The sequence below is a fragment of the Sphingobacterium sp. UBA7855 genome (genome assembly GCA_002500745.1).
Taxonomy (GTDB): Bacteria; Bacteroidota; Bacteroidia; order Sphingobacteriales; family Sphingobacteriaceae; genus Sphingobacterium.
Genome location: DLST01000020.1, coordinates 107,347 through 125,906, shown reverse-complemented (window position 1 = coordinate 125,906; position 18,560 = coordinate 107,347). Strand labels below are relative to the sequence as shown.

Annotated in this window: 17 protein-coding genes; 12 read left to right on the top strand and 5 right to left on the bottom strand. The window is 40.5% G+C overall.

Annotated features, from left to right (window positions below; genetic code table 11):
- Positions 1–87 precede the first annotated feature (87 nt).
- Positions 88–684 carry an NAD(P)H-dependent oxidoreductase gene (locus B2107_RS19930; protein WP_293957506.1) on the bottom strand — a complete coding sequence of 199 codons (597 nt, stop codon included), beginning with the start codon at positions 682–684 and terminating at the stop codon, positions 88–90.
- A gap of 62 nt (positions 685–746) precedes the next feature.
- Complete coding sequence (locus tag B2107_RS19925; RefSeq protein WP_293957505.1) at positions 747–1,694, bottom strand: NADP-dependent oxidoreductase; 948 nt, start codon at positions 1,692–1,694, stop codon at positions 747–749.
- 85 nt (positions 1,695–1,779) lie between these two features.
- Here B2107_RS19925 and B2107_RS19920 point away from each other — a divergent pair, with 85 nt between their 5' ends.
- Positions 1,780–2,640, top strand: coding sequence for an AraC family transcriptional regulator (locus B2107_RS19920; protein ID WP_293957504.1), 861 nt, complete (start codon positions 1,780–1,782; stop codon positions 2,638–2,640).
- Between the two features lie 196 nt (positions 2,641–2,836).
- Here the strand turns inward: B2107_RS19920 and B2107_RS19915 are convergent, their stop codons facing one another.
- The 3 genes from B2107_RS19915 to B2107_RS19905 are packed head-to-tail and all read right to left on the bottom strand — an operon-like array spanning position 2,837 to position 9,120.
- The gene (locus B2107_RS19915; protein ID WP_293957503.1) at positions 2,837–4,156 is read right to left on the bottom strand and encodes a glycan-binding surface protein; all 1,320 of its coding nucleotides are present in this window, start codon (positions 4,154–4,156) and stop codon (positions 2,837–2,839) included.
- A 6-nt stretch (positions 4,157–4,162) separates the two neighbouring features.
- On the bottom strand, positions 4,163–5,929 hold the full coding sequence (locus B2107_RS19910) for a RagB/SusD family nutrient uptake outer membrane protein (protein ID WP_293957502.1): 1,767 nt from the start codon (positions 5,927–5,929) through the stop codon (positions 4,163–4,165).
- A gap of 11 nt (positions 5,930–5,940) precedes the next feature.
- A complete protein-coding gene (locus tag B2107_RS19905; protein WP_293957501.1) occupies positions 5,941–9,120 on the bottom strand; it encodes a SusC/RagA family TonB-linked outer membrane protein in 3,180 nt (1,059 codons plus the stop codon).
- 479 nt (positions 9,121–9,599) lie between these two features.
- On the opposite strand from B2107_RS19905, the gene B2107_RS19900 reads away from it, so the two are divergent.
- The 11 genes from B2107_RS19900 (at position 9,600) to B2107_RS19850 (ending at position 18,384) form a co-directional block, all read left to right on the top strand.
- Positions 9,600–9,989 (top strand): hypothetical protein, encoded by a 390-nt coding sequence (locus B2107_RS19900; protein WP_293957500.1) that lies wholly within the window; start codon positions 9,600–9,602, stop codon positions 9,987–9,989.
- Between the two features lie 80 nt (positions 9,990–10,069).
- Entirely contained in the window at positions 10,070–10,723 is a 654-nt protein-coding gene (locus tag B2107_RS19895) for an SCO family protein (protein ID WP_293957499.1), read from the top strand.
- 21 nt (positions 10,724–10,744) lie between these two features.
- Positions 10,745–11,593 carry a FixH family protein gene (locus B2107_RS19890; protein ID WP_293957498.1) on the top strand — a complete coding sequence of 283 codons (849 nt, stop codon included), beginning with the start codon at positions 10,745–10,747 and terminating at the stop codon, positions 11,591–11,593.
- Positions 11,594–11,701: 108 nt separating this feature from the next.
- A complete protein-coding gene (locus B2107_RS19885; RefSeq protein ID WP_293957497.1) occupies positions 11,702–12,550 on the top strand; it encodes an MbnP family protein in 849 nt (282 codons plus the stop codon).
- 17 nt (positions 12,551–12,567) lie between these two features.
- Complete coding sequence (locus tag B2107_RS19880) at positions 12,568–13,650, top strand: cytochrome-c peroxidase (protein WP_293957496.1); 1,083 nt, start codon at positions 12,568–12,570, stop codon at positions 13,648–13,650.
- A 32-nt stretch (positions 13,651–13,682) separates the two neighbouring features.
- Positions 13,683–14,549 carry an MbnP family protein gene (locus tag B2107_RS19875; protein ID WP_293957495.1) on the top strand — a complete coding sequence of 289 codons (867 nt, stop codon included), beginning with the start codon at positions 13,683–13,685 and terminating at the stop codon, positions 14,547–14,549.
- Between the two features lie 2 nt (positions 14,550–14,551).
- Entirely contained in the window at positions 14,552–15,613 is a 1,062-nt protein-coding gene (locus B2107_RS19870; protein WP_293957494.1) for a cytochrome-c peroxidase, read from the top strand.
- A gap of 11 nt (positions 15,614–15,624) precedes the next feature.
- Positions 15,625–16,563: a transporter gene (locus tag B2107_RS19865; protein ID WP_293957493.1), complete on the top strand. Its 939-nt coding sequence runs from the start codon at positions 15,625–15,627 to the stop codon at positions 16,561–16,563.
- A gap of 21 nt (positions 16,564–16,584) precedes the next feature.
- Positions 16,585–17,082 carry a c-type cytochrome gene (locus B2107_RS19860; RefSeq protein ID WP_293957492.1) on the top strand — a complete coding sequence of 166 codons (498 nt, stop codon included), beginning with the start codon at positions 16,585–16,587 and terminating at the stop codon, positions 17,080–17,082.
- A gap of 8 nt (positions 17,083–17,090) precedes the next feature.
- The gene (locus B2107_RS19855) at positions 17,091–17,477 is read left to right on the top strand and encodes a hypothetical protein (RefSeq protein ID WP_293957491.1); all 387 of its coding nucleotides are present in this window, start codon (positions 17,091–17,093) and stop codon (positions 17,475–17,477) included.
- A 40-nt stretch (positions 17,478–17,517) separates the two neighbouring features.
- Positions 17,518–18,384 (top strand): helix-turn-helix transcriptional regulator, encoded by an 867-nt coding sequence (locus B2107_RS19850; protein WP_293957490.1) that lies wholly within the window; start codon positions 17,518–17,520, stop codon positions 18,382–18,384.
- Positions 18,385–18,560 lie beyond the last annotated feature (176 nt).

Here is an 18,560-nt window from a genome sequence, read left to right as displayed (position 1 = left end):
TGGAACATTATATAAGGAGCTACAAACGAGCTTTAAACTATCAAATATGCAAAGCGATTTATAGTAATCTCTAATAAAAAACTATAACTAAGTTGAGGATGTTATATTTATATCATTAAAAGCCATCGAGGCTGTATATTCTAGGTATTTTGCCCTATCAAATCTATCCATATGGTGTAATGGGCCTATAAATGCGCTTTGAATGGATGACACGCCACAATATCTCAATATGCCTTTTCCCAATTGAACCAGCCCCCAAGAATGGTAAATTTCTTCATAAGTATCCAAAGATAAATCGCCAGATGTGGTAATAATTCTTGCTGTTTTTGAACTTAGCAGACCTGTACTAATCCCATTTTTATCACTTTTAAAAGCTAATCCTGGTAGAAATAAACGGTCGATAAAGCCCTTCATAATTGCAGGCATACCCATCCACCACAGCGGATGTATCCAAACCTGGTGTTGGCTCCATTGAATATCTTCGAATGCTTTTACCAAATCTGGTTCAAGGTCCATCCTTTGTCGATAACCAAACTGGAGATTGGGGTTAAAATTTAATGCTCCTATGGCCACGTAACGTATATCAGCGCCATTTGTTAAGGAAGATTTAATATATGACTGCGCTAATGCTTCGTTGAAACTATCACTATCGGGATGTCCGTTGATGACTACTATCTTCTTCATTTCGTTTGACTTAAAATGCTGTTGGATAACTTAATTTGCTGGTTGTAAAATGGCTTAACGTTTTATAAAGTGACTACTATTTTTCCGACTGTACGGCCGGTTTCGATGTGTATATGTGCCTTTGCTATCTCGTCGAAATTGTACACATGAGAAATATGAGGTATCAAAATACCTCTTTCTAATAGTGATGCAATTCGCTGCATATCAACACCGCAAGAATAAACCGACATGAAATAGCAGGCATGTAACTGCTTTCGTTGCGCTTTAAGCTCGTCGTCTTTTGTGTGGCCAGACGGTAATGCCACTATAGTTCCAAACGGTTTTAGTACACTTACGGACTTTTGGAAATTATCGCCTCCAATGGTTTCTAGTACAAAATCTATGTCATGAAGTACATCTTCAAAATGCGTCGTTTTATAATTAATGTGTTTATCTGCACCCAAGCTGAGTACAAAATCTCGATTGGAATTAGATGATGTTGCAACCACATAAGCACCAATATGTTTTGCAATTTGTATAGCAAAATGCCCTACGCCACCCGAAGCTCCGTGAATAAGAACCTTATCTTGCGGTCTCAATTTTCCATAACTGTCAAACGCCTGCCATGCTGTTAAGGCCGATAAGGTACTGGCCGCGGCTTCGATATGGCTAATGTTATGCGGTTTAAAAGCAAGATGCTCCGCCGGAGCAGAGACGTATTCGGCATACGCTTTGCCGTGACCAACAAAATTGATCATCCCGAAAACTTCATCACCAATTTTGAATTGATGAACCTGATCCCCGATTTCTATCACTTCTCCAGAAACATCCCACCCCAAAATCAATGGATCATGATGTGCCAATTCTTCTGCTAAAGGTGCTTGCCTGCTACGGACTTTAGCATCAACAGGATTCACACTTATGGCTCTTACCTTTATCAAAACTTCATGTGCTTTAACACTTGGTTTTTCAATATTCTTGTAAACAAGACCAGTTGTATTTCCGAACTTTTCCAATATTATTGCTTTCATTTTTTTACTATTTGTTAGGCAAATATAGACCGATAAAAGTCCCTAAAACAGGTACTTTTACAGTATTTATTGGTAGTTTTGTAGTATGCCAAAGGAAAATATTTATCAATCAATAGAAGTTTTTTATGAAAAGGTGGACCACTGCCCATTGCGGGACAGGGAATTTAATTTTTTTGAATTGGTTTATGTTATTTCGGGATGTGGAGTTCACGTTGTCAATGGGAACAAGCTCGCTTACCATGCGGGTGATATGTTTCTCCTTGCACCGCATGATCGTCACGAGTTTGATTTAGAAAGCATATGTGAGTTTATGGTGGTACGTTTTAGGGAAAGCTATATAAAAGAATACCAATGGAAAAGTATTGACCATCTGGAATGTATATTATATTATGCTTCACATTTAGCTGGTTCCGTCCTTGTCAATAGAGAAGATCAGGAAATGGTTGCTTTACTTATGCAGAATTTACGACAGGCCATAGCTCATCAATCCATCTACAACGAGGATCTTAACCGTCATTTGGTCAATGCTGTCATTGTCATTGCAGGAAGAAATATTGCTGTGATGAAGCCTAAGGGCATCTCCTCTAAATCAGACGGTCGAATATTGCAGATACTAGATTATATACAGGAAAATATTCGAGAGCCAGAATTACTGAAAATTTCTGCAATTGCTAATCAGTTCGGTGTAGCTCCAACTTACCTCGGTACTTATTTTAGAAAACAATGCGGCGAAACCATCCAAAGTTATATATCCTCTTATCGTATTCGTTTGATAGAACATAGATTACGGTTTAGTGACAAAAGGGTTCATGAATTAGCCGATGAATTTGGGTTTGCAGATGAAAGCCATATCAATAAGTTCTTCAAAAGACATAAAGGTTTGAGCTTAAAAGGTTATCGCAATACTGCGCATCAAAATATATCGAAAGAAGCTTACAAGGCTTAAATAAAGCCGATATCGAGCTAAAAAACCTACCAGATTGCCGATCCAATGCTTACCATAAGATATTCTATATCTTCCAGTAAATAGGGCAGATGGAATATTCGAAGAGGCGGTTGTGAATAAAATTATTCCGCCCAGTAATTAGAGCTAATTCTGGGCGGAAAGGATTGATAAGGGAAGGGATAATATGACGGATGTTTTATTCTAAATTTGTCAATGGAACAAGCCTAAAGTTTGCAAGGTACATCTGAAAGTTCTTCACAGCTTGCGGTGTATGGCCATCTTCGTTGACATCGTAATTCGTATAGCCCACCAGTGATTCAAAGCCATTTGTTTGCAACGATGTTGAATAGTCTTTTAGCGAGCTCATGGCTAATGTAGGAAAATCGCTAAACTTAAGCGTAATAGTTTTCCACCCATTTTCAAATTTAAACGGGTTTAGCTCAAGACCTCCTGTAATCACTTTTTTCCATTCCCAAGGAGTGATATTATAGAGGTAGGCATAGTTTACACCACTTCTATTTTTATTCATTTTAAATGGAATGGCGCCCGATATCCACGGTGACGGCATATAGAGGTCAAATTGTATGGCGAGATTTTCAATCGACGTATTTCCTTTTATATCCCCATTTTTTGCAATCAATGTATTGAAAGCTTTGTAGGCGTAAAACTTAAAGAAGTTGCCACTTATACCATTATTTGCCGCTACGGGTATATCGACTTTTGTCGCTGGTATAGCGATGACGTATTCTGGGTTTTGGGGAAGGCCTGTAAGTGCAGTTATTTCCAATGGATTTGAGTAGATTCTGATCCCATTGTTTCCTCCGGCAATCATAGCTTCCTCTGTGAACGTTCGTAGAAACACGCCATTTTGAAAAAACATGTAAGGTGCAGAAGAATAGCGCTCATTATCGATGTCAATCGTAACACGACCATATTTTTGTCTATCGATGTTAGCCGGAACAATCACTTGTAAAATGGAGTCATTGGCAGATTTTATAATGCCTTTTGTCGAATCAGGGAAAGTTATCGCACTGGCTTCTTTCAGGTTTTTGCCGTATACTTCAATGAGATCTCCGGCATAGGGCATTGTATAGGACACTCCAGTGATCGAGGGTATTTTATCGGGGTCGCGAAAAATAAATCCATCAAAGCTTGCTTGACCTGCTGAGGTCACGAGCTTGATCGTGTGCAAAAGAGTTGGGTCATTTACGTCACTCCCTGTCGGTACGGTCTCTGGTACATTAATAATAATGTCTGTGTTAGTCACATAAATAGGTATAAATGGAACCTGCATTCCGTTAAAATATACGCGTTGCAGCCCGTTAAAACCGTTGCCGTGAATACGAATCCAGTTGTTGAAAAAAATGGAAGATATCTGGGAGCTCTCTGTATTTCGGCTGTGTGACCAGACACCCACAATCTGAATGTTGCTGCTAGATACATCCTTTTTGCAAGAAAAAAAGCTATAACATATCAACGTTAAAATGAATATATATATAATTCTTAAATTTTTCATGTCAAATTATTTAAAGTCATAATTTACTGGAGCTGAGGTCAGTTCAGGATCAGTTGTTACATCTGCAGAAGGATAGGGCAAACACCAAATATTGGATGTTGCGCCCACTGCGTGCACATAAGATCCTGCGGGCAGATTGTGTACCACTGACTGGGGCTTATACCCACTTTGCGCGCGAGGAGAATTTGTCCAGCCTTTACCAGAAGGATAGAGCAGAGGATCATAGGTGTAAGCCCAAGCAGCATAATTAGTAAATGGAGTTTCAGCATCACTATCTTTCAGCTTGTTGTTAAGAAGGTTAAGGATCCAGTCCATGTCGTAGAAAGATCTCCTTTTAAGATCAGTCCAATAGATTGTTTCATAAAAAAATTCGAGTCTCCTTTCCATAAATAATTTATTGCGGGTAACCGTTGTTGTAGCCACGTAATTTTGTGTATTTTTGCTGAATGCCCTTTCTCGAACTTTATTAAAATAAGCTAGCGCAAGCGGATCAGCAGTCTGTTGCTGTTTTCCCAGGGCGGCTTCAGCATACATGAGATAAATTTCCGCCATCCGTAGCATGGGCGATACTAAGCCTGTATTGCCCTGAACGGCGGCACCATCGGTGTCTTTACTGCTTCCGACGACGAATTTTTTTAGATTGACCTTTGTCTTTCCACTAGGCACCGTCCAGCTTCCCGCGCTTAAGTGTGTTCCTATGTAATTGTAATTTTGTCCGGGTACTGCTACACTTCCACGCATGCGTGCCAACGCACCATCATCAACGAAAGACTTTAGCATATCGTAAGAGGCGAATATCGCTCCGCCCCCGTTCAAGTTTCCTGTTAATTCTCTGTTGTAAGCAAGATCGTTCAATGGACTTGTATATCCCCATTCTGTAATACCCGGTATAAATTGAATTCCAAACAAAGTTTCTGAATTATTATTATTCTGCGTTCGCCATAATTGTTCAAAATCGGATAACATAGCGTAGTAGCCGCCTTCAATTACTTGTTGACATAGCTTTTTTACTTGCTCGAAGTAATTGTCAGCCAATCCGCTGTTGCTACCGCCATTATTCCTGCTTATATATTCAGCTGAAAAATGATTACCCATGGCGTAATTTGCAGCCATGAGGTACAACCGCGCCAGCATACCGCGTGCGCTATCTTTGGTGACCCGACCTTTTGTATCGGTATCTTTAAGATGTTCGGCCGCAAATAGTAGATCATTAATGGCATATTGTACCACATCTTCAAAGCGATTTGGCGGAGTTAGCGGATTTAACGTATGGTTTCTAGGATCGTCTATAATAGGCACATCATGCCAAAGATTGGCAAGATACCAATAAGCGGTTGCACGCATAAAACGGGCTTCAGCTTCACATGCTTTTGCTTCCGTTTCGTTTACACCATTTGCGATCGCTGTCTTTACATAATCATTGATAATGTAATCCGCTTGTGTAATGACAAGATATAGTGATGCCCAGGAGTTCGCGATGCTATTGTAATTGGCAACTTCAGAGAACAAAGCCGTGGTAATCAGTTCGCCGGTGACTCCATCGACATACAGATTCCCCGCTCTGGCTTCGGTGATTTCCCGAAGTGAGGTGTTGGTGGTATACCATGGACGACAGTACAGAAACGCTGTGGCACCACGGAGGTCAGCGATATTTTTAAACGATTCATTAGCTTGTTTCTGTGTTTCTGATGTTACATCGAGGTATTTTTCGCAGCTGGAAAAGCCTAATAAAGCGGCACAGGCCAAAGAGATATAATAAAATGCTTTTTTCATGATCAAATTGATTAAAAAGTAATATCTAAACCCAATGTGTACGTCCGAGGTGAAGGGACAAATCCACCGTCTACGCCGTAGCGAAGCATACTCTGACCCGAGCTAGAGCCTACTTCGGGCGTGTAGCCTTTATATTTTGTGAAGATGAACACATTCTGTAAATTGGAATATACCCGAATAGTATTGATATTATATTTTGATAAGAATTTTGTAGGAAAACGATAACCCAATGCAATATTCTGTACCCTTAAGAACGTTCCATCTTCTACAAAACGATCACTAAAGATACTATTTTGAGCGTCTCTGACCGATATTCTGCCTAATTCAGGGTCTGAGCCGGGTAGCACATAAGCGTTCCAAACGTTTGTATTTTCTGCATTGCCATCGTAGTAACCAATTTGAGCATAATTGGCTACCCCTTTTCGAACGTTGCTGTACGTTCTGGGATTGTCTAGAGATGTTCGGAGAATATTAAAGATCTTATGGCCGAATGATCCGTTTAGAAATAGCGTGAAATCAAAGTTTTTGTAATTAAATGTATTGTTCAGACCAAACGTAAATTTAGGCAATGGGCTTCCGATCAATGCCATGTCAGCATCGTTGATGATCCCGTCCTGATTTAGATCTGCATAAAGGATGTCGCCTACATAGGTGGAGGTTGCTAAACCTTCATTATTCACGATATCTCCAATTCTATTCTTAAAAGTTGCTGTAATTACCGTACTGGTGCCGTTACCGTTGTCATTTAAATAGTCTGCGGCAGAATTAATTCGGCCAATCTGCTTATATCCGTAAAATTGCGAAATAGGCCGACCCTGCATCGTTTGTGTGATGATATTTGTTCCATTAGAATAATCAATTTGCTGAATTGTTGCTGTACTGGTATTCATCCGCGTTACCTTATTTCTATTGAGGGTAAATACGAGTCCGCTTCGCCAATTAAAATCAGGTTTTTTGACGTTATGTGTATTGAGAGAAAACTCAATTCCTTTATTTTGAATTGCACCAATATTATAATAAGGTGGGGCTGCCGAGCCAGGGGTATTGCCACGTGTTCCGGTAAATGAGGGCAACGACAGCCGCAAAAGAAGATCGTCTGTGATTTTATTGTAAGCATCAAAAACTAGTTCGATACGGCGTTTTAAAAAGCTTAGATCTAAACCTATATTCCATGACTTTGTTGTTTCCCATGTTATAAACTCGTTCGGAATATTTGAAGTCGAATATCCGATGCCCCAGTTATTTGTGAGGGCATTGGCCAAAATGGCTTGGTAAGCAAATGCGTCAACATTGGCATTGCCAACAGCTCCATAGCTCACTCTAAATTTGAGGTCATCGATTGTATTTTTCAGAGGAGCGAAGAACCGCTCCTGGGATACCCGCCACGCCAGCGCTGCTGAAGGAAAATTTCCCCATCTATGGCCTCTAGCAAAGTTATGCGATCCATCACGGCGAAATGTTGCGGTAAAAAGATATCTATCATCATAATTATATGTACCTCTTGCAAGGAAAGAAACCCTTTTGGTTTCGTTTGAGTTTCCGGCATTCGAATCATATTCCGCGTCGCCAGCGTCTAAACCTGGCAGTTCACTTGAACCGTATTGCCGCTCACCCATTAAAAATTCATAACGTGTGGCAATGACTTCATTTCCGAGCATAAATGTTGTCTTATGTTTTGTGCCAAAATCCTTGTTAAAATTTAGAAGGTTTTTCAGCGACCAGAACGTATTGAAGGACTTTTCATGTCTCGTTTCAGCGTTTGATTTAATCGAAGCCCCGAATGTATAAGCCGGCAAAAACTGCTGATAATTATTTGTATTACCTTCCCCGGTGAGTTCGGATCTAAAATTCATCCATGTCGTCGGTTTAAATTCCAGGTAGAAATTACCTCTTCCTCCGAATTGGGTCCGATTACGTTGGTTGAGCTGCGCAATCGCCAATGGGTTTGCAAAGCCTAGATTATTGGCATCATACTCCGACGAGGGGCCACCAAATGTACCATCGGCGTTGCGTACAGGTATAGATGGTGTTTGGAGCAAGGAGCTTCCTACAACACTCCATGCTGAAACAGCAGTAGCCTGTTTAGTATAATTTGCATTCAGTACAGCACCCATCTTTAGCCAGGGGCGCAATTCGGTCTCTTGGTTTAGTCGGAAAGTAAATCTTTTGAAGCCTGCCCCATATATGATACCATCTTGATCAAGATAACCTGCAGATACTGCATAATTGGAGATCTTGGTGCCACCTCTTACAGCAACATCATACGTTTGTAGTTTTCCCACCCGATAGAGCTCATCTTGCCAATTTGTTCCTTCACCTAAATACTCAGGGTGCGCAAAATCAGTCCGAAAGCCATAACCAAGCACATTGGAAAACGCGTTGTGGTGTACGGCATACTCCCTGAGATTCATCATTTCTATCTTTTTTGGGAGCTCTTCAAGACCATATTTTGCATTGAAACTGATGATAGGGCGCGCATTTTTACCCTTTTTCATCGTGATTATAATGACACCATTTGCACCCTGAGCACCATAAATTGCGGAAGCAGATGCATCTTTAAGCACCTCGATACTTTCAATGTCATTCGGATTGATCCCTGCCAGTGCATTCACGTCGTTATTACCAGTCTGTCCACTCATAATAACTCCATCTACAACGTAAATAGGCTCATTGGTACTGTTGATTGAGTTAATTCCCCGAATCTGAACAGAGCTTCCGCCTCCAGGAAGGCCAGAGTTGGATGACATTTGTAACCCCGCTATACGCCCCTGAAATACTTGATCTATTGTAGTGGGTACAGATTGTTGTATACTCTCTGCCGAAATTGACGACACAGCACCTGTAAGGTCACTTTTCTTCATTGTACCATACCCAACGTTTACAATAACTTCGTCAATTTTCTTGGTGTCTTCTTGCAGGATAACGTCAATCGTTCTACGATTTGAAATAGCGACTGTAATGGATTGATAACCTACGCTCGAAAAGTTAAGGTGTGCATTTTTTGGAGCCTTTATGGTATAGAAGCCATCATTGTTTGTTTTGGTTACGGTACTGGAATTCTCTATTCCCACCGTAACGCCAATCAACGGCTCACCTGACAAATTTTTCACTGAGCCTGTTATCTGTGTACTCTGACTGAAAGCTTCTAGACAGGTGAACAAATACAGAATTATTAATAAATGAATTTTCATAATTTAAAGAGGTTAGTTTATTGTTCCAATTTTTCTCTTTTGAAAAAGACTATTGATTTCGTTCTAGTTTTTAAATCAATTGTTACGTTTAAAGAATAGGAAAGAAATTTTTGGCTTGGCACCTCGCAGTAGATGTTCAAAGGTTGTCAAAAATTGGACTGATGGATGAAATTGACGCACAGCAATACTCATTCCTTGATTTGGATTTTTCATAATATAAATGGTATTTATAATTGGTTTAGGGTATTTCATTCGAAATAAGTCGAAACAATAGCCCTTTGTTGGATTTAAATGTCGTGATAACATTTTAAAATTAAAATACAGTTGTGTTTCATAATCATTGTTATTTGTTACATCCCTTTTTAACTCACTGTTATACAGATGTAAATATTAAAGTGAGCATATGCGTTAAGTAATTTATTTTTCTTGCTTGTTGCTTATTTCAACTATCATTTTTATATTTGGCGAATTAACTAAACATGAAAGCGAAACAATTCATATGGATTTTATTGCCTTTGATGCTCTTACAGAGTTTCTCAAACGTATGGCTATGGTCTGTATTTGAATTGAATAGAGATTATATCGCGCGCAATGAATGTGTGAATCGCTTCAATGAAAAGGCACTTTCTTGCCGGGGTCAATGTGTACTGATGAAGAAAATGCGCGAACATGAAGAAAAAGAACAAAAGAATCTTGAATCTCGTATTATTGACGTGGTCTTTATTGACAACTCCCATAATTTTTCTTTTGATATAACATCCATAAGTAGCGACGATAATATAGATTTGTCATACCCAGAATACAAACAAAATTATACCTACAATCCTACCTTTACAATTTTCCGTCCCCCATTGGTTTATATTATTTGATAGCATGCGGTAATCGATGGGCTATACAATGCAATAGCTTTTTCAATTCCGATTGTAGATAGTAACTAAATCAACTTATCATGAGCACATATTTCCGCTTAGGAATATCTGTGACCCTGTTTTCGTGTATTGCATGCCAATTTATAGCATGTTTACCATTATCCATTTCTGAGCGCTTACCCATTTTAGGCGAAAGCGTGATCACTAAAACGGATAGGAGCGGAACTGAAGTTATAGATACCCTATACCATACAATTCCCGATTTCACTTTAATAGATCAGGATAGCAACATCGTGTCTAAAAATACATTGAAAGGAAAAATCTATCTGGCCGATTTCTTTTTCACGCGTTGTCCCACGATCTGTCCCGTCACTTCCCGTAATTTGCTTCAAATAGCAAAACACTTTGCCAATGAACCCCGGGTTGTCATTGTATCGCACACTGTAGACCCAAAATACGACAGCCCCTATGTCTTGAAGCGTTATGCGGCAGAACTCGGAGCACCATCCAATTGGCTTTTTCTTAACGGCCCAAAAGCCGCGGTGTACAAGTTCGCTGGCGCTGGCGGTTATTTCTCATTTGCGCAGGAAGACCCGAATGCTCCGGGAGGATTCGATCATAGCGGTGCTTTTACACTTGTAGATACTGCTTTTCGGGTCAGGGCAGTGTATGATGGTACAAAAACAGATTCAATTTCAAAAATTATAGCCGATATCCAGCTTCTACTGAATTAAGGATAATAAAAAATCAATTAAATGAATATATCAAAACTTATTTTCAAACTAACCGTAGCATTTTCAATTGCCTTATTGGCGATTGCTTGTTCGTCTGAAAATAACGCCAAAAAACATACTGGTGCCAAGTATTCCGTAGCACCATCCATTCCCAGCGAATCCGAACTTATTCCGATCTCTGATACTACATGCAATGGTCTGACATTTAAAGTTTATGCTGATGCTAAACTGGACAATAAGTATCATACCGTTTATTTACAGGTAAAGGACAAAGATGGCAAACCTTACAATAGTTCATCCCTTGACTATTACCCACAGATGGATATGGGAATGATGAAACATGGAGGGCCCTTTGAACATCCTGTTGCTTTAGGCGAGGGCTGGTACCGGGGGGCAATGGTGTTTATCATGGCCGATACCCCGGATATGGGGCCAGGCTGGCATCTGTATACCCTCTTGGAAAGGGAGAATAAAAAAGATACCGTGGCCATTAAACTTCCGGTATCAGCAGCAAAGAAAATGCGGACCATGAGCTCAGGTACCCGGGATGATAGTCGCGTATTTATATCCAACCTGCTGCCTGACACGGTTAAGCGAGGACAGCTTCCCATCAAGTTTTTGATAAGTAAGATGGAGCACCATAATTTTCCACCATTTGATGGATACGTCATCAAGCTCAAAACAAATATGCCATCTATGGGACACGGCTCTTCGGGTAATAAGGATGCTGAAGGGATAGGAAATGGCTACTATGAAGGCGAAGTCAACTTTTCCATGGCCGGAGAATGGGAAATCATCGTTGAACTGTGGAAAGATGGTAAGACAGCGAATCAGGATGACATCAAATATCTTGTTCAGGTAATCAAATAGTAATTATAAATATGGAATTATCGTAATAATCGGCTGTTTTTTCAACTCCAAATAGCTGGCAGTTTTGCAATAATTTTACAAACAACTCACATCAAACAAATTATTAAAATGAAAAAAAATCTAATCTTTTTATTGACCGCAGTTACAGGTCTTGGTTTCTCATCTTGCGAGAAAGAAGTTGTCAAAGAAATCTATTCCGATAGTCAAGGGGCTGCTACACTCAACTTTGACACAAGATTTGGCGATCAGGATTTTGAACTGAACAAAAAATATGATTACAAGCTGACCAACGAAAGCGGCACTTACAATCTTCAATTTGATTTTAACAGATTTCGCTATTGGGTAAGCAATGTGAAATTGATCAATGCTACCGGGCAGGAAATCCTGGTACCAAATTCATATTATCTGGTAGAGGAAACCGATGAATTGGTGGTTGATCATTCTAATGATGTATACCCCGCAACAAAAAGAGAAGAAATCCAGCTCAAAAATATTCCGGTAGGACAGTATAAAAGTATCAAATTTTCGATTGGCGTAGAACCTAAATATAATGATAACTTCTCATTGACGACGGGTGAACTCGGCGTATTGAACGGAATGGGATTTGATGACGGATGGATGTGGTTTACAAGTTACAAATTCTTGAACCTGAAAGGAAATATCTATTGGGCAGATGGCAATCCGAACAAAAAAACCTTGTTGTGGGATATCGGTTCCAATGATCTGTATACTGGTGCTGAGAAAGAAGTGACATTTGATAAAAATATTGAAATCAGCGGTACTACAACTTCAAATATCAATTTTAACGTCGATGTGAAGGAGCTTTTGTCAACCACCCCTTATCCGTGGGCCAATAATACCATCAGTCAGACAACAAAAGATCTGATGAAAGGCTTGCGCGATACGTTCCTTTCCAAGGCAATAGTTTTTAAGGGTACCGATTCCAAAACAAAATAAGATCAGAGGGGATGTCAATGTCAAAAAACATGAGGGTATTGCATTTTAATTTTTTATTGTTGGCCAATATAATGCTTTCCTGTCAGAAGGAAACCGTAGCACCGGTCGAATCGGAAGATAATAACTCTTACGTACTGGAAGTGCCCGCAAATTTTCCACCGCCAAGTGCAACGCCCGACAATCCCCTCACAAAGGCAGGTGTCGAACTGGGACGACGCCTGTTTTATGAACCCTTGCTGTCCTCGACGATGACAGTTTCCTGCGCGAGCTGCCATCATCAGGATCGTGCGTTCTCGGATGGCATGATACTTTCCAATCTTGGTATTTCGGGAAAAGCCCTTGATCGCCATTCTCCTGCATTGTTCAATTTGGCCTGGGCCAATAATGGCCTATTCTGGGATGGTGGATCCAAAAATTTAGAGTCGCAAGCCTTCGGGCCTTTGACGCACGAAGATGAAATGGGATTATACTTTCCCGAAATGGTCGACCGGTTGATGGTGAATCCCTCATATGTCAATCTTTTTCGAAAAGCATTTGGGGAGAGTCCCACTGCCGCTGGGGTAGTCAAAGCACTGGCACAATTTCAGCGTACAATCATATCCGCTAATTCAAAATATGACCGCTACAAAAGGGGTGACAGACAGGTCAACTTCAGTGAAAAGGAGCTATTGGGTATGCAGCTGGTACAGTCAAAATGTGGAGGTTGCCACTCTTCGGAACTGTTCACCGACAATAAATATCACAATAATGGTATTGATGCGGATTTTAGTGATGATTCCAAAGATTGGGTCTACAAAGGCAGATATCGCATCAGCTACGACATTAAAGATTTGGGCGCATACAAAACGCCTTCTTTACGCAACATTATGGTTAGCGCGCCGTATATGCATGACGGGCGCTTTTCAACCATTGATGAAGTATTAAAACATTATCGATCAGGAATAAAAAACACAATATATACAGACCAATTGCTTTTTCAGGGTAACGGTAATGCGGGCATACTGCTGTCAGACAAGGAGGTAGAAGCGGTGAAAGCATTTTTAATGAGCCTTACCGACGAGAAACTCCTATCAGAAGCGAAGTATGCTGATCCTAGGTAAGACATTAAAGGATAACATAATAATAAAAAAATATGAAAACGATTCAATTTAGTATTTCGGTATTCATCTTGGCAATGACACTCGTCTTTGTTAGCGGCTGTAGCAAAAAAGACGCACCAGCACCAGATGATACAAAAAAAGGAGTGTTCTCCATCGAATTTGACAATATCGTTGGCGATGAAACATTAGGATTTAATCCCCGTGCGTATAGAAATGCGAAGGGTGAAACTTTTCGGATCAAAATACTACGGTATTATATCAGCAACATTAAGCTCTACAAAGCAGACGGCAGTGAATATGTGGTTCCACAGGAAAAAAGTTACTTTTTTATAGAGGGTTCGGATAAAGCTACACGGTTTGCAAAAGTTGAGGTTCCTGAGGGGGACTATAATAAAGTCAAATTTATCATCGGGGTTGATAGCGCACGTAGTACCATGCCAACGGAAGCAAGGCAAGGTGTGTTGTCCTTTAATCCTGAAGAGGGGCATGACGGAATGTACTGGGGATGGAATCAGGGTTATATTTTCTTTAAGCTGGAGGGGTATTGTGATGCAATATCGGACGATCAGCAAGGGGATCCAACGGGAAATAAACAGTTTAAATATCATATTGGTGGATATGGAGGTTACAATCCCAAAGCACCTACACTCAATAATATAAAGGAGATCAGTATGGATTTAAATCAGGCTGGCATCGCCCAGGTCCGCGAAGGCTTGCGAAGCAATGTGCATTTGTTCGTTGATGTGATGAAAGTGTTCAATGGGCCTTACACATTTTCCATTGTGCAGCATCCAAATGTCATGTTTAGCGAATTCAGTCAGAATATCGCCAATAACTTTACCTCCTTGTTTACCCATGACCATACCGAAAACTTCGTAAAAAGCGAATCTGAATTGTAACTATGAAAAAGTTTATTGTTTTTTCACTCGTCTTAGCCCTGGTCTGGGCCTGCCATAAAGCAGATGATATTGTGGAGGATATATTTCCCGGCTTTGTACGTCCGGGTAATTTTCCGGATCCCGTTTATAAGTTTGAGCGTAATCCCATCACATCCGAGGTGTTCGAGTTGGGGCGCCAGCTTTTTTATGAACCACGTTTGTCCCGCAACAATACCATTGCCTGCGGGAGTTGTCATATCCTTTCAGCGGCATTTACTCACCATGGGCACGATGTGAGCCATGGGATCGATGATAGGTTGGGGATACGTAATCCGATGCCGATTTTCAATATGGCCTGGCAAAAGGAATTCTTTTGGGATGGTGGTGTTTTCGATTTAGATATGTCGCCGGTTAATGCAATTACAAATCCTGTGGAGATGGACGAGTCAGTGAGCAATGTCCTAAGCAAACTGCGCAAAGATTCAGATTATCAGCAACGGTTCAAGAAAGCCTTCGGTAGCGAGGGGATTACAGACGAGCGGTTCTTTAAGGCGCTTTCCCAATTTATGCTTATGGCCATTAGTGCCAATTCAAAGTATGATCAGGTCATGCGCAAGGAAAACGGAGCTTCTTTTACAGATGCTGAAAAAAAAGGCTACCTCTTTTACCAAAATAACTGCGCTCGTTGTCACACAGAAACTTTATTTACCGATCGTGACTATCATAACAATGGATTGTCACCAAACCATGCCAACGATATCGGCAGGGATACCGTTACCTTGAATCACAATGATCGCTATAAATTCAAGACACCAAGCCTGCGCAACCTATCCTATACAGGTCCTTATATGCATGATGGCCGATTCTTGACTTTGGATCGTGTATTGGAGCACTATCGTAATGGTATGGTTGATTCAAAAACTCTGGATCCGGGATTCCGGAAAGCCGATGGTACTTTGGGCATTACCATGACAGAAGAAGAAAAAGCCAATCTATTGGCATTCCTGAAAACATTAAATGATGCCTCTTTCGTAAACAACAAAATGTTAGGAGAACCTGGAAATACGGGTTTCGTGGTGAATTAAAATTAAAGATAATGAGAATAAATATAAAACTATTCGCTCTGGCTATGGCCCTATTCCCCCTGTCATCATGGGCATGTGATATCTGTGGTTGCGGGGTAGGCAGCTATTACTTGGGTATACTGCCCCAGTTTAATAAGCGTTTTGTGGGTGTACGTTATCAATACAAAACTTTGCAGACTCATTTGGGGCCAACTGGCAATCGGACGCCGATAAGTGCGGACGAGACCTATCAGACAATGGAACTCTGGGGAGCATGGAACTTTGGGAGCCGATGGCGTGTCATGGCCATCGTGCCATACAATTTCAATGAACGCAAGATTCCAGGAAGCGGTGATATTGGCAAAATGAATGGCCTTGGCGATGTGGTCGTTTATGGCTATTACAAAATCTTTGAAGAGATGGGGGGAACCAGCTCCAACAAGATGTTTAACCATTCCCTTTGGGTAGGTGCGGGAATAAAAGCGCCGACAGGTAAGTATGACAATTCCCAACGATCATCTGCTAGTCAGGATGAACCAAACAATTTCCAGCTGGGTACAGCCAGCACAGATTTTATGATCAATCTGGCTTACGACATCCGTATTATGGACCTTGGATTGAATACCAATGTAAGCTATAAGATGAATACAGAGAACAAGTACGATTATCGTTATGCGAATAAGTTTTCTGTCAATTCATTAGTATACTACAAATTCAATATAAAAGATAAAGTCCGTGTTTCGCCCAACTTAGGGGTGGGGTACGAGACACAGCCTAAGGATGTCACTATGGCACGATATGATGTGGCTCAATCGGGAGGCTATAGCCTAGCCGGAATAGGCGGAGTGGAAGTCAATATGGGTAAAATTAGCGTAGGAGCCAACTATCAGACTTTATTGTCTCAGGATCTTGCTGACGGACGTGCTAAGTCAGGCGGCCGCTGGCTCACACATATTTCCTATAGTTTTTAATCACCATAACATAAAAGAGAGATGAACAAACGAATCAACGTAATCCTTTCCTGTCTCGGTATCATCGGAATGATCGCCTGCGGGGGAAATGGAGAAAAGAAGAAAGAAAGTGGCGGTAATACACCGTCAAATGAATCGGCTACCTCTACGGAGACTGTGATATTAGATTTTAAATCAGATGGATCCAAAGGAGTGGGGCCTATTGCCAATATCGAACACAAAGCATTTGATGCACAGCTAGCCAATAAAGGTGTAGAGCTCTTTGTTTCCAAATGTGCCATGTGCCACAATTTTGAGCGCACTTTAGTGGGACCATCGTTGGATGGCGTTGTAAAGCGCCGTACACCGGAATGGATTATGAATATGATGCTGGATCCAGCCACTATGCTTGAAAAAGATGCCGATGCAATAGCGCTGAGCAAAGATTTCAGTTCGCCGATGATTAGCTTAGGACTTCAGCAAGAAGAAGCCAGAGCTATTTTGGAATATTTGAGAGAACGTAATAGCGCCTCAAAATAAGTTTACTGATGAAAACCCGCAAAATCAGATTGTTGTTTTGTACCATGATGGCCTGGGCTATTTGCTTACAGGCAACAAATCTGCTGTGGGTATATATAGGTTTTGAGACTAACCGAAGTTATATTGAACAAAATTTATGTGTCTATCGGTATAATCCTGCAGCCACCTGCAAGGGTTTTTGTTACCTCAGTGAAAGGTCAGCTCAGGAGCAACAGGCCAATGATGTACTCGCCAAAATGAAGAGTATAGAAACGCTCGTCTTTGCGCAGCATATCGCAAATTTCTACCTTTATTGTCCTGTTGTGGAAGCTCTTCCTATTTCTTATTACAACCTGGATGCTTTTCCGCTTTGTGCCGGTGTAAGCACTTCCATATTTAAACCTCCTATCGTATAGCCTTTGGCCCATTTTATTTTTTTAAATTAAATATGAGACAATGGTTATACGAAAAGAAAAACTAGATTTTTTAAGATTAGAAGATATTGATTCCACTTCAAGCGGAATCGTGATTATGCCAATAGCGCAATTTTTACATGCCAGAGGTAACCAAAACACACTGCATTCACGCTCATTTTTCAGTTTGCTCTTGTTGACGCGGGGCAATCTGTTAATGGTAGCAGACAAAACTATCTATACTGTTGAACCCAATGAAATGATTAGTCTTAATTCCAATTGCGTGTGTAGTTTCCAGCACAACGTATCCGTTGAAGGTTGTGTAATACTTTTTACAGAAGCGTTTCTTATGCAGCGATATAATACAGACACACTTCAGCATTTCAATTTTCTGAAGGTAAATGCAATCAAAGGTTATGTCCTTACGGAAGATGAAATATATCGATGCCGAAATCTGGTAAAACTGATGCAAGAGGAGTTTAAGTCCTTAAGGATGGGATCAAAAGGTGTCCTGCGCAATTATTTGAGCATCCTTTTACAGATACTAGGGCGAAATATGGCAAATGATTCAGTTTACGCTCAGATGGATGAAAAAGAAGAAAAGATCAGTCTTTTCGAATCATTAGTGAATGAAAATTATAAAGTGAGCCGCTTTCCATCATTTTATGCTGACCGGCTTAACATATCTGTAAACTACCTCAATCGTATCTGCCGTGAAAAACGCTCGGCAAGCTGTGGTAGTATTATACGGGACCGGATTTTACTTGAAGCAGAACGCTTACTTTTTCACACCTTTAAGACAGTAAAAGAAATCGCTTTTGAGCTCGGTTTTGATAATGTGCCGTATTTTATTACATTTTTTAAAGCTAAAAAAGGGGTCAGTCCCGAAGAGTTTCGGCGCAAGCAGTAGTATATAAATTAAACTGTTCCAAGCCTTTTTCCGATTGATGGAAAAGGCTTTTTTTAGTTTCTATGGTGATAGGGCGAAAAACTAAAACTATTCTTCTGTTTATTGAAGTCCTTTCGGTAAATATCAAATGCATCGGAACTGTTATTTCTCTTTATAATGCAGCTACATTCGGAACT

Coding starts and splice junctions, on each gene's coding strand:
- B2107_RS19930 (WP_293957506.1), bottom strand. CDS start 684: ATGAAGAAGATAGTAGTCATCAACGGACATCCCGATAGTGATAGTTTC.
- B2107_RS19925 (WP_293957505.1), bottom strand. CDS start 1,694: ATGAAAGCAATAATATTGGAAAAGTTCGGAAATACAACTGGTCTTGTT.
- B2107_RS19920 (WP_293957504.1), top strand. CDS start 1,780: ATGCCAAAGGAAAATATTTATCAATCAATAGAAGTTTTTTATGAAAAG.
- B2107_RS19915 (WP_293957503.1), bottom strand. CDS start 4,156: ATGAAAAATTTAAGAATTATATATATATTCATTTTAACGTTGATATGT.
- B2107_RS19910 (WP_293957502.1), bottom strand. CDS start 5,929: ATGAAAAAAGCATTTTATTATATCTCTTTGGCCTGTGCCGCTTTATTA.
- B2107_RS19905 (WP_293957501.1), bottom strand. CDS start 9,120: ATGAAAATTCATTTATTAATAATTCTGTATTTGTTCACCTGTCTAGAA.
- B2107_RS19900 (WP_293957500.1), top strand. CDS start 9,600: ATGAAAGCGAAACAATTCATATGGATTTTATTGCCTTTGATGCTCTTA.
- B2107_RS19895 (WP_293957499.1), top strand. CDS start 10,070: ATGAGCACATATTTCCGCTTAGGAATATCTGTGACCCTGTTTTCGTGT.
- B2107_RS19890 (WP_293957498.1), top strand. CDS start 10,745: ATGAATATATCAAAACTTATTTTCAAACTAACCGTAGCATTTTCAATT.
- B2107_RS19885 (WP_293957497.1), top strand. CDS start 11,702: ATGAAAAAAAATCTAATCTTTTTATTGACCGCAGTTACAGGTCTTGGT.
- B2107_RS19880 (WP_293957496.1), top strand. CDS start 12,568: ATGTCAAAAAACATGAGGGTATTGCATTTTAATTTTTTATTGTTGGCC.
- B2107_RS19875 (WP_293957495.1), top strand. CDS start 13,683: ATGAAAACGATTCAATTTAGTATTTCGGTATTCATCTTGGCAATGACA.
- B2107_RS19870 (WP_293957494.1), top strand. CDS start 14,552: ATGAAAAAGTTTATTGTTTTTTCACTCGTCTTAGCCCTGGTCTGGGCC.
- B2107_RS19865 (WP_293957493.1), top strand. CDS start 15,625: ATGAGAATAAATATAAAACTATTCGCTCTGGCTATGGCCCTATTCCCC.
- B2107_RS19860 (WP_293957492.1), top strand. CDS start 16,585: ATGAACAAACGAATCAACGTAATCCTTTCCTGTCTCGGTATCATCGGA.
- B2107_RS19855 (WP_293957491.1), top strand. CDS start 17,091: ATGAAAACCCGCAAAATCAGATTGTTGTTTTGTACCATGATGGCCTGG.
- B2107_RS19850 (WP_293957490.1), top strand. CDS start 17,518: ATGGTTATACGAAAAGAAAAACTAGATTTTTTAAGATTAGAAGATATT.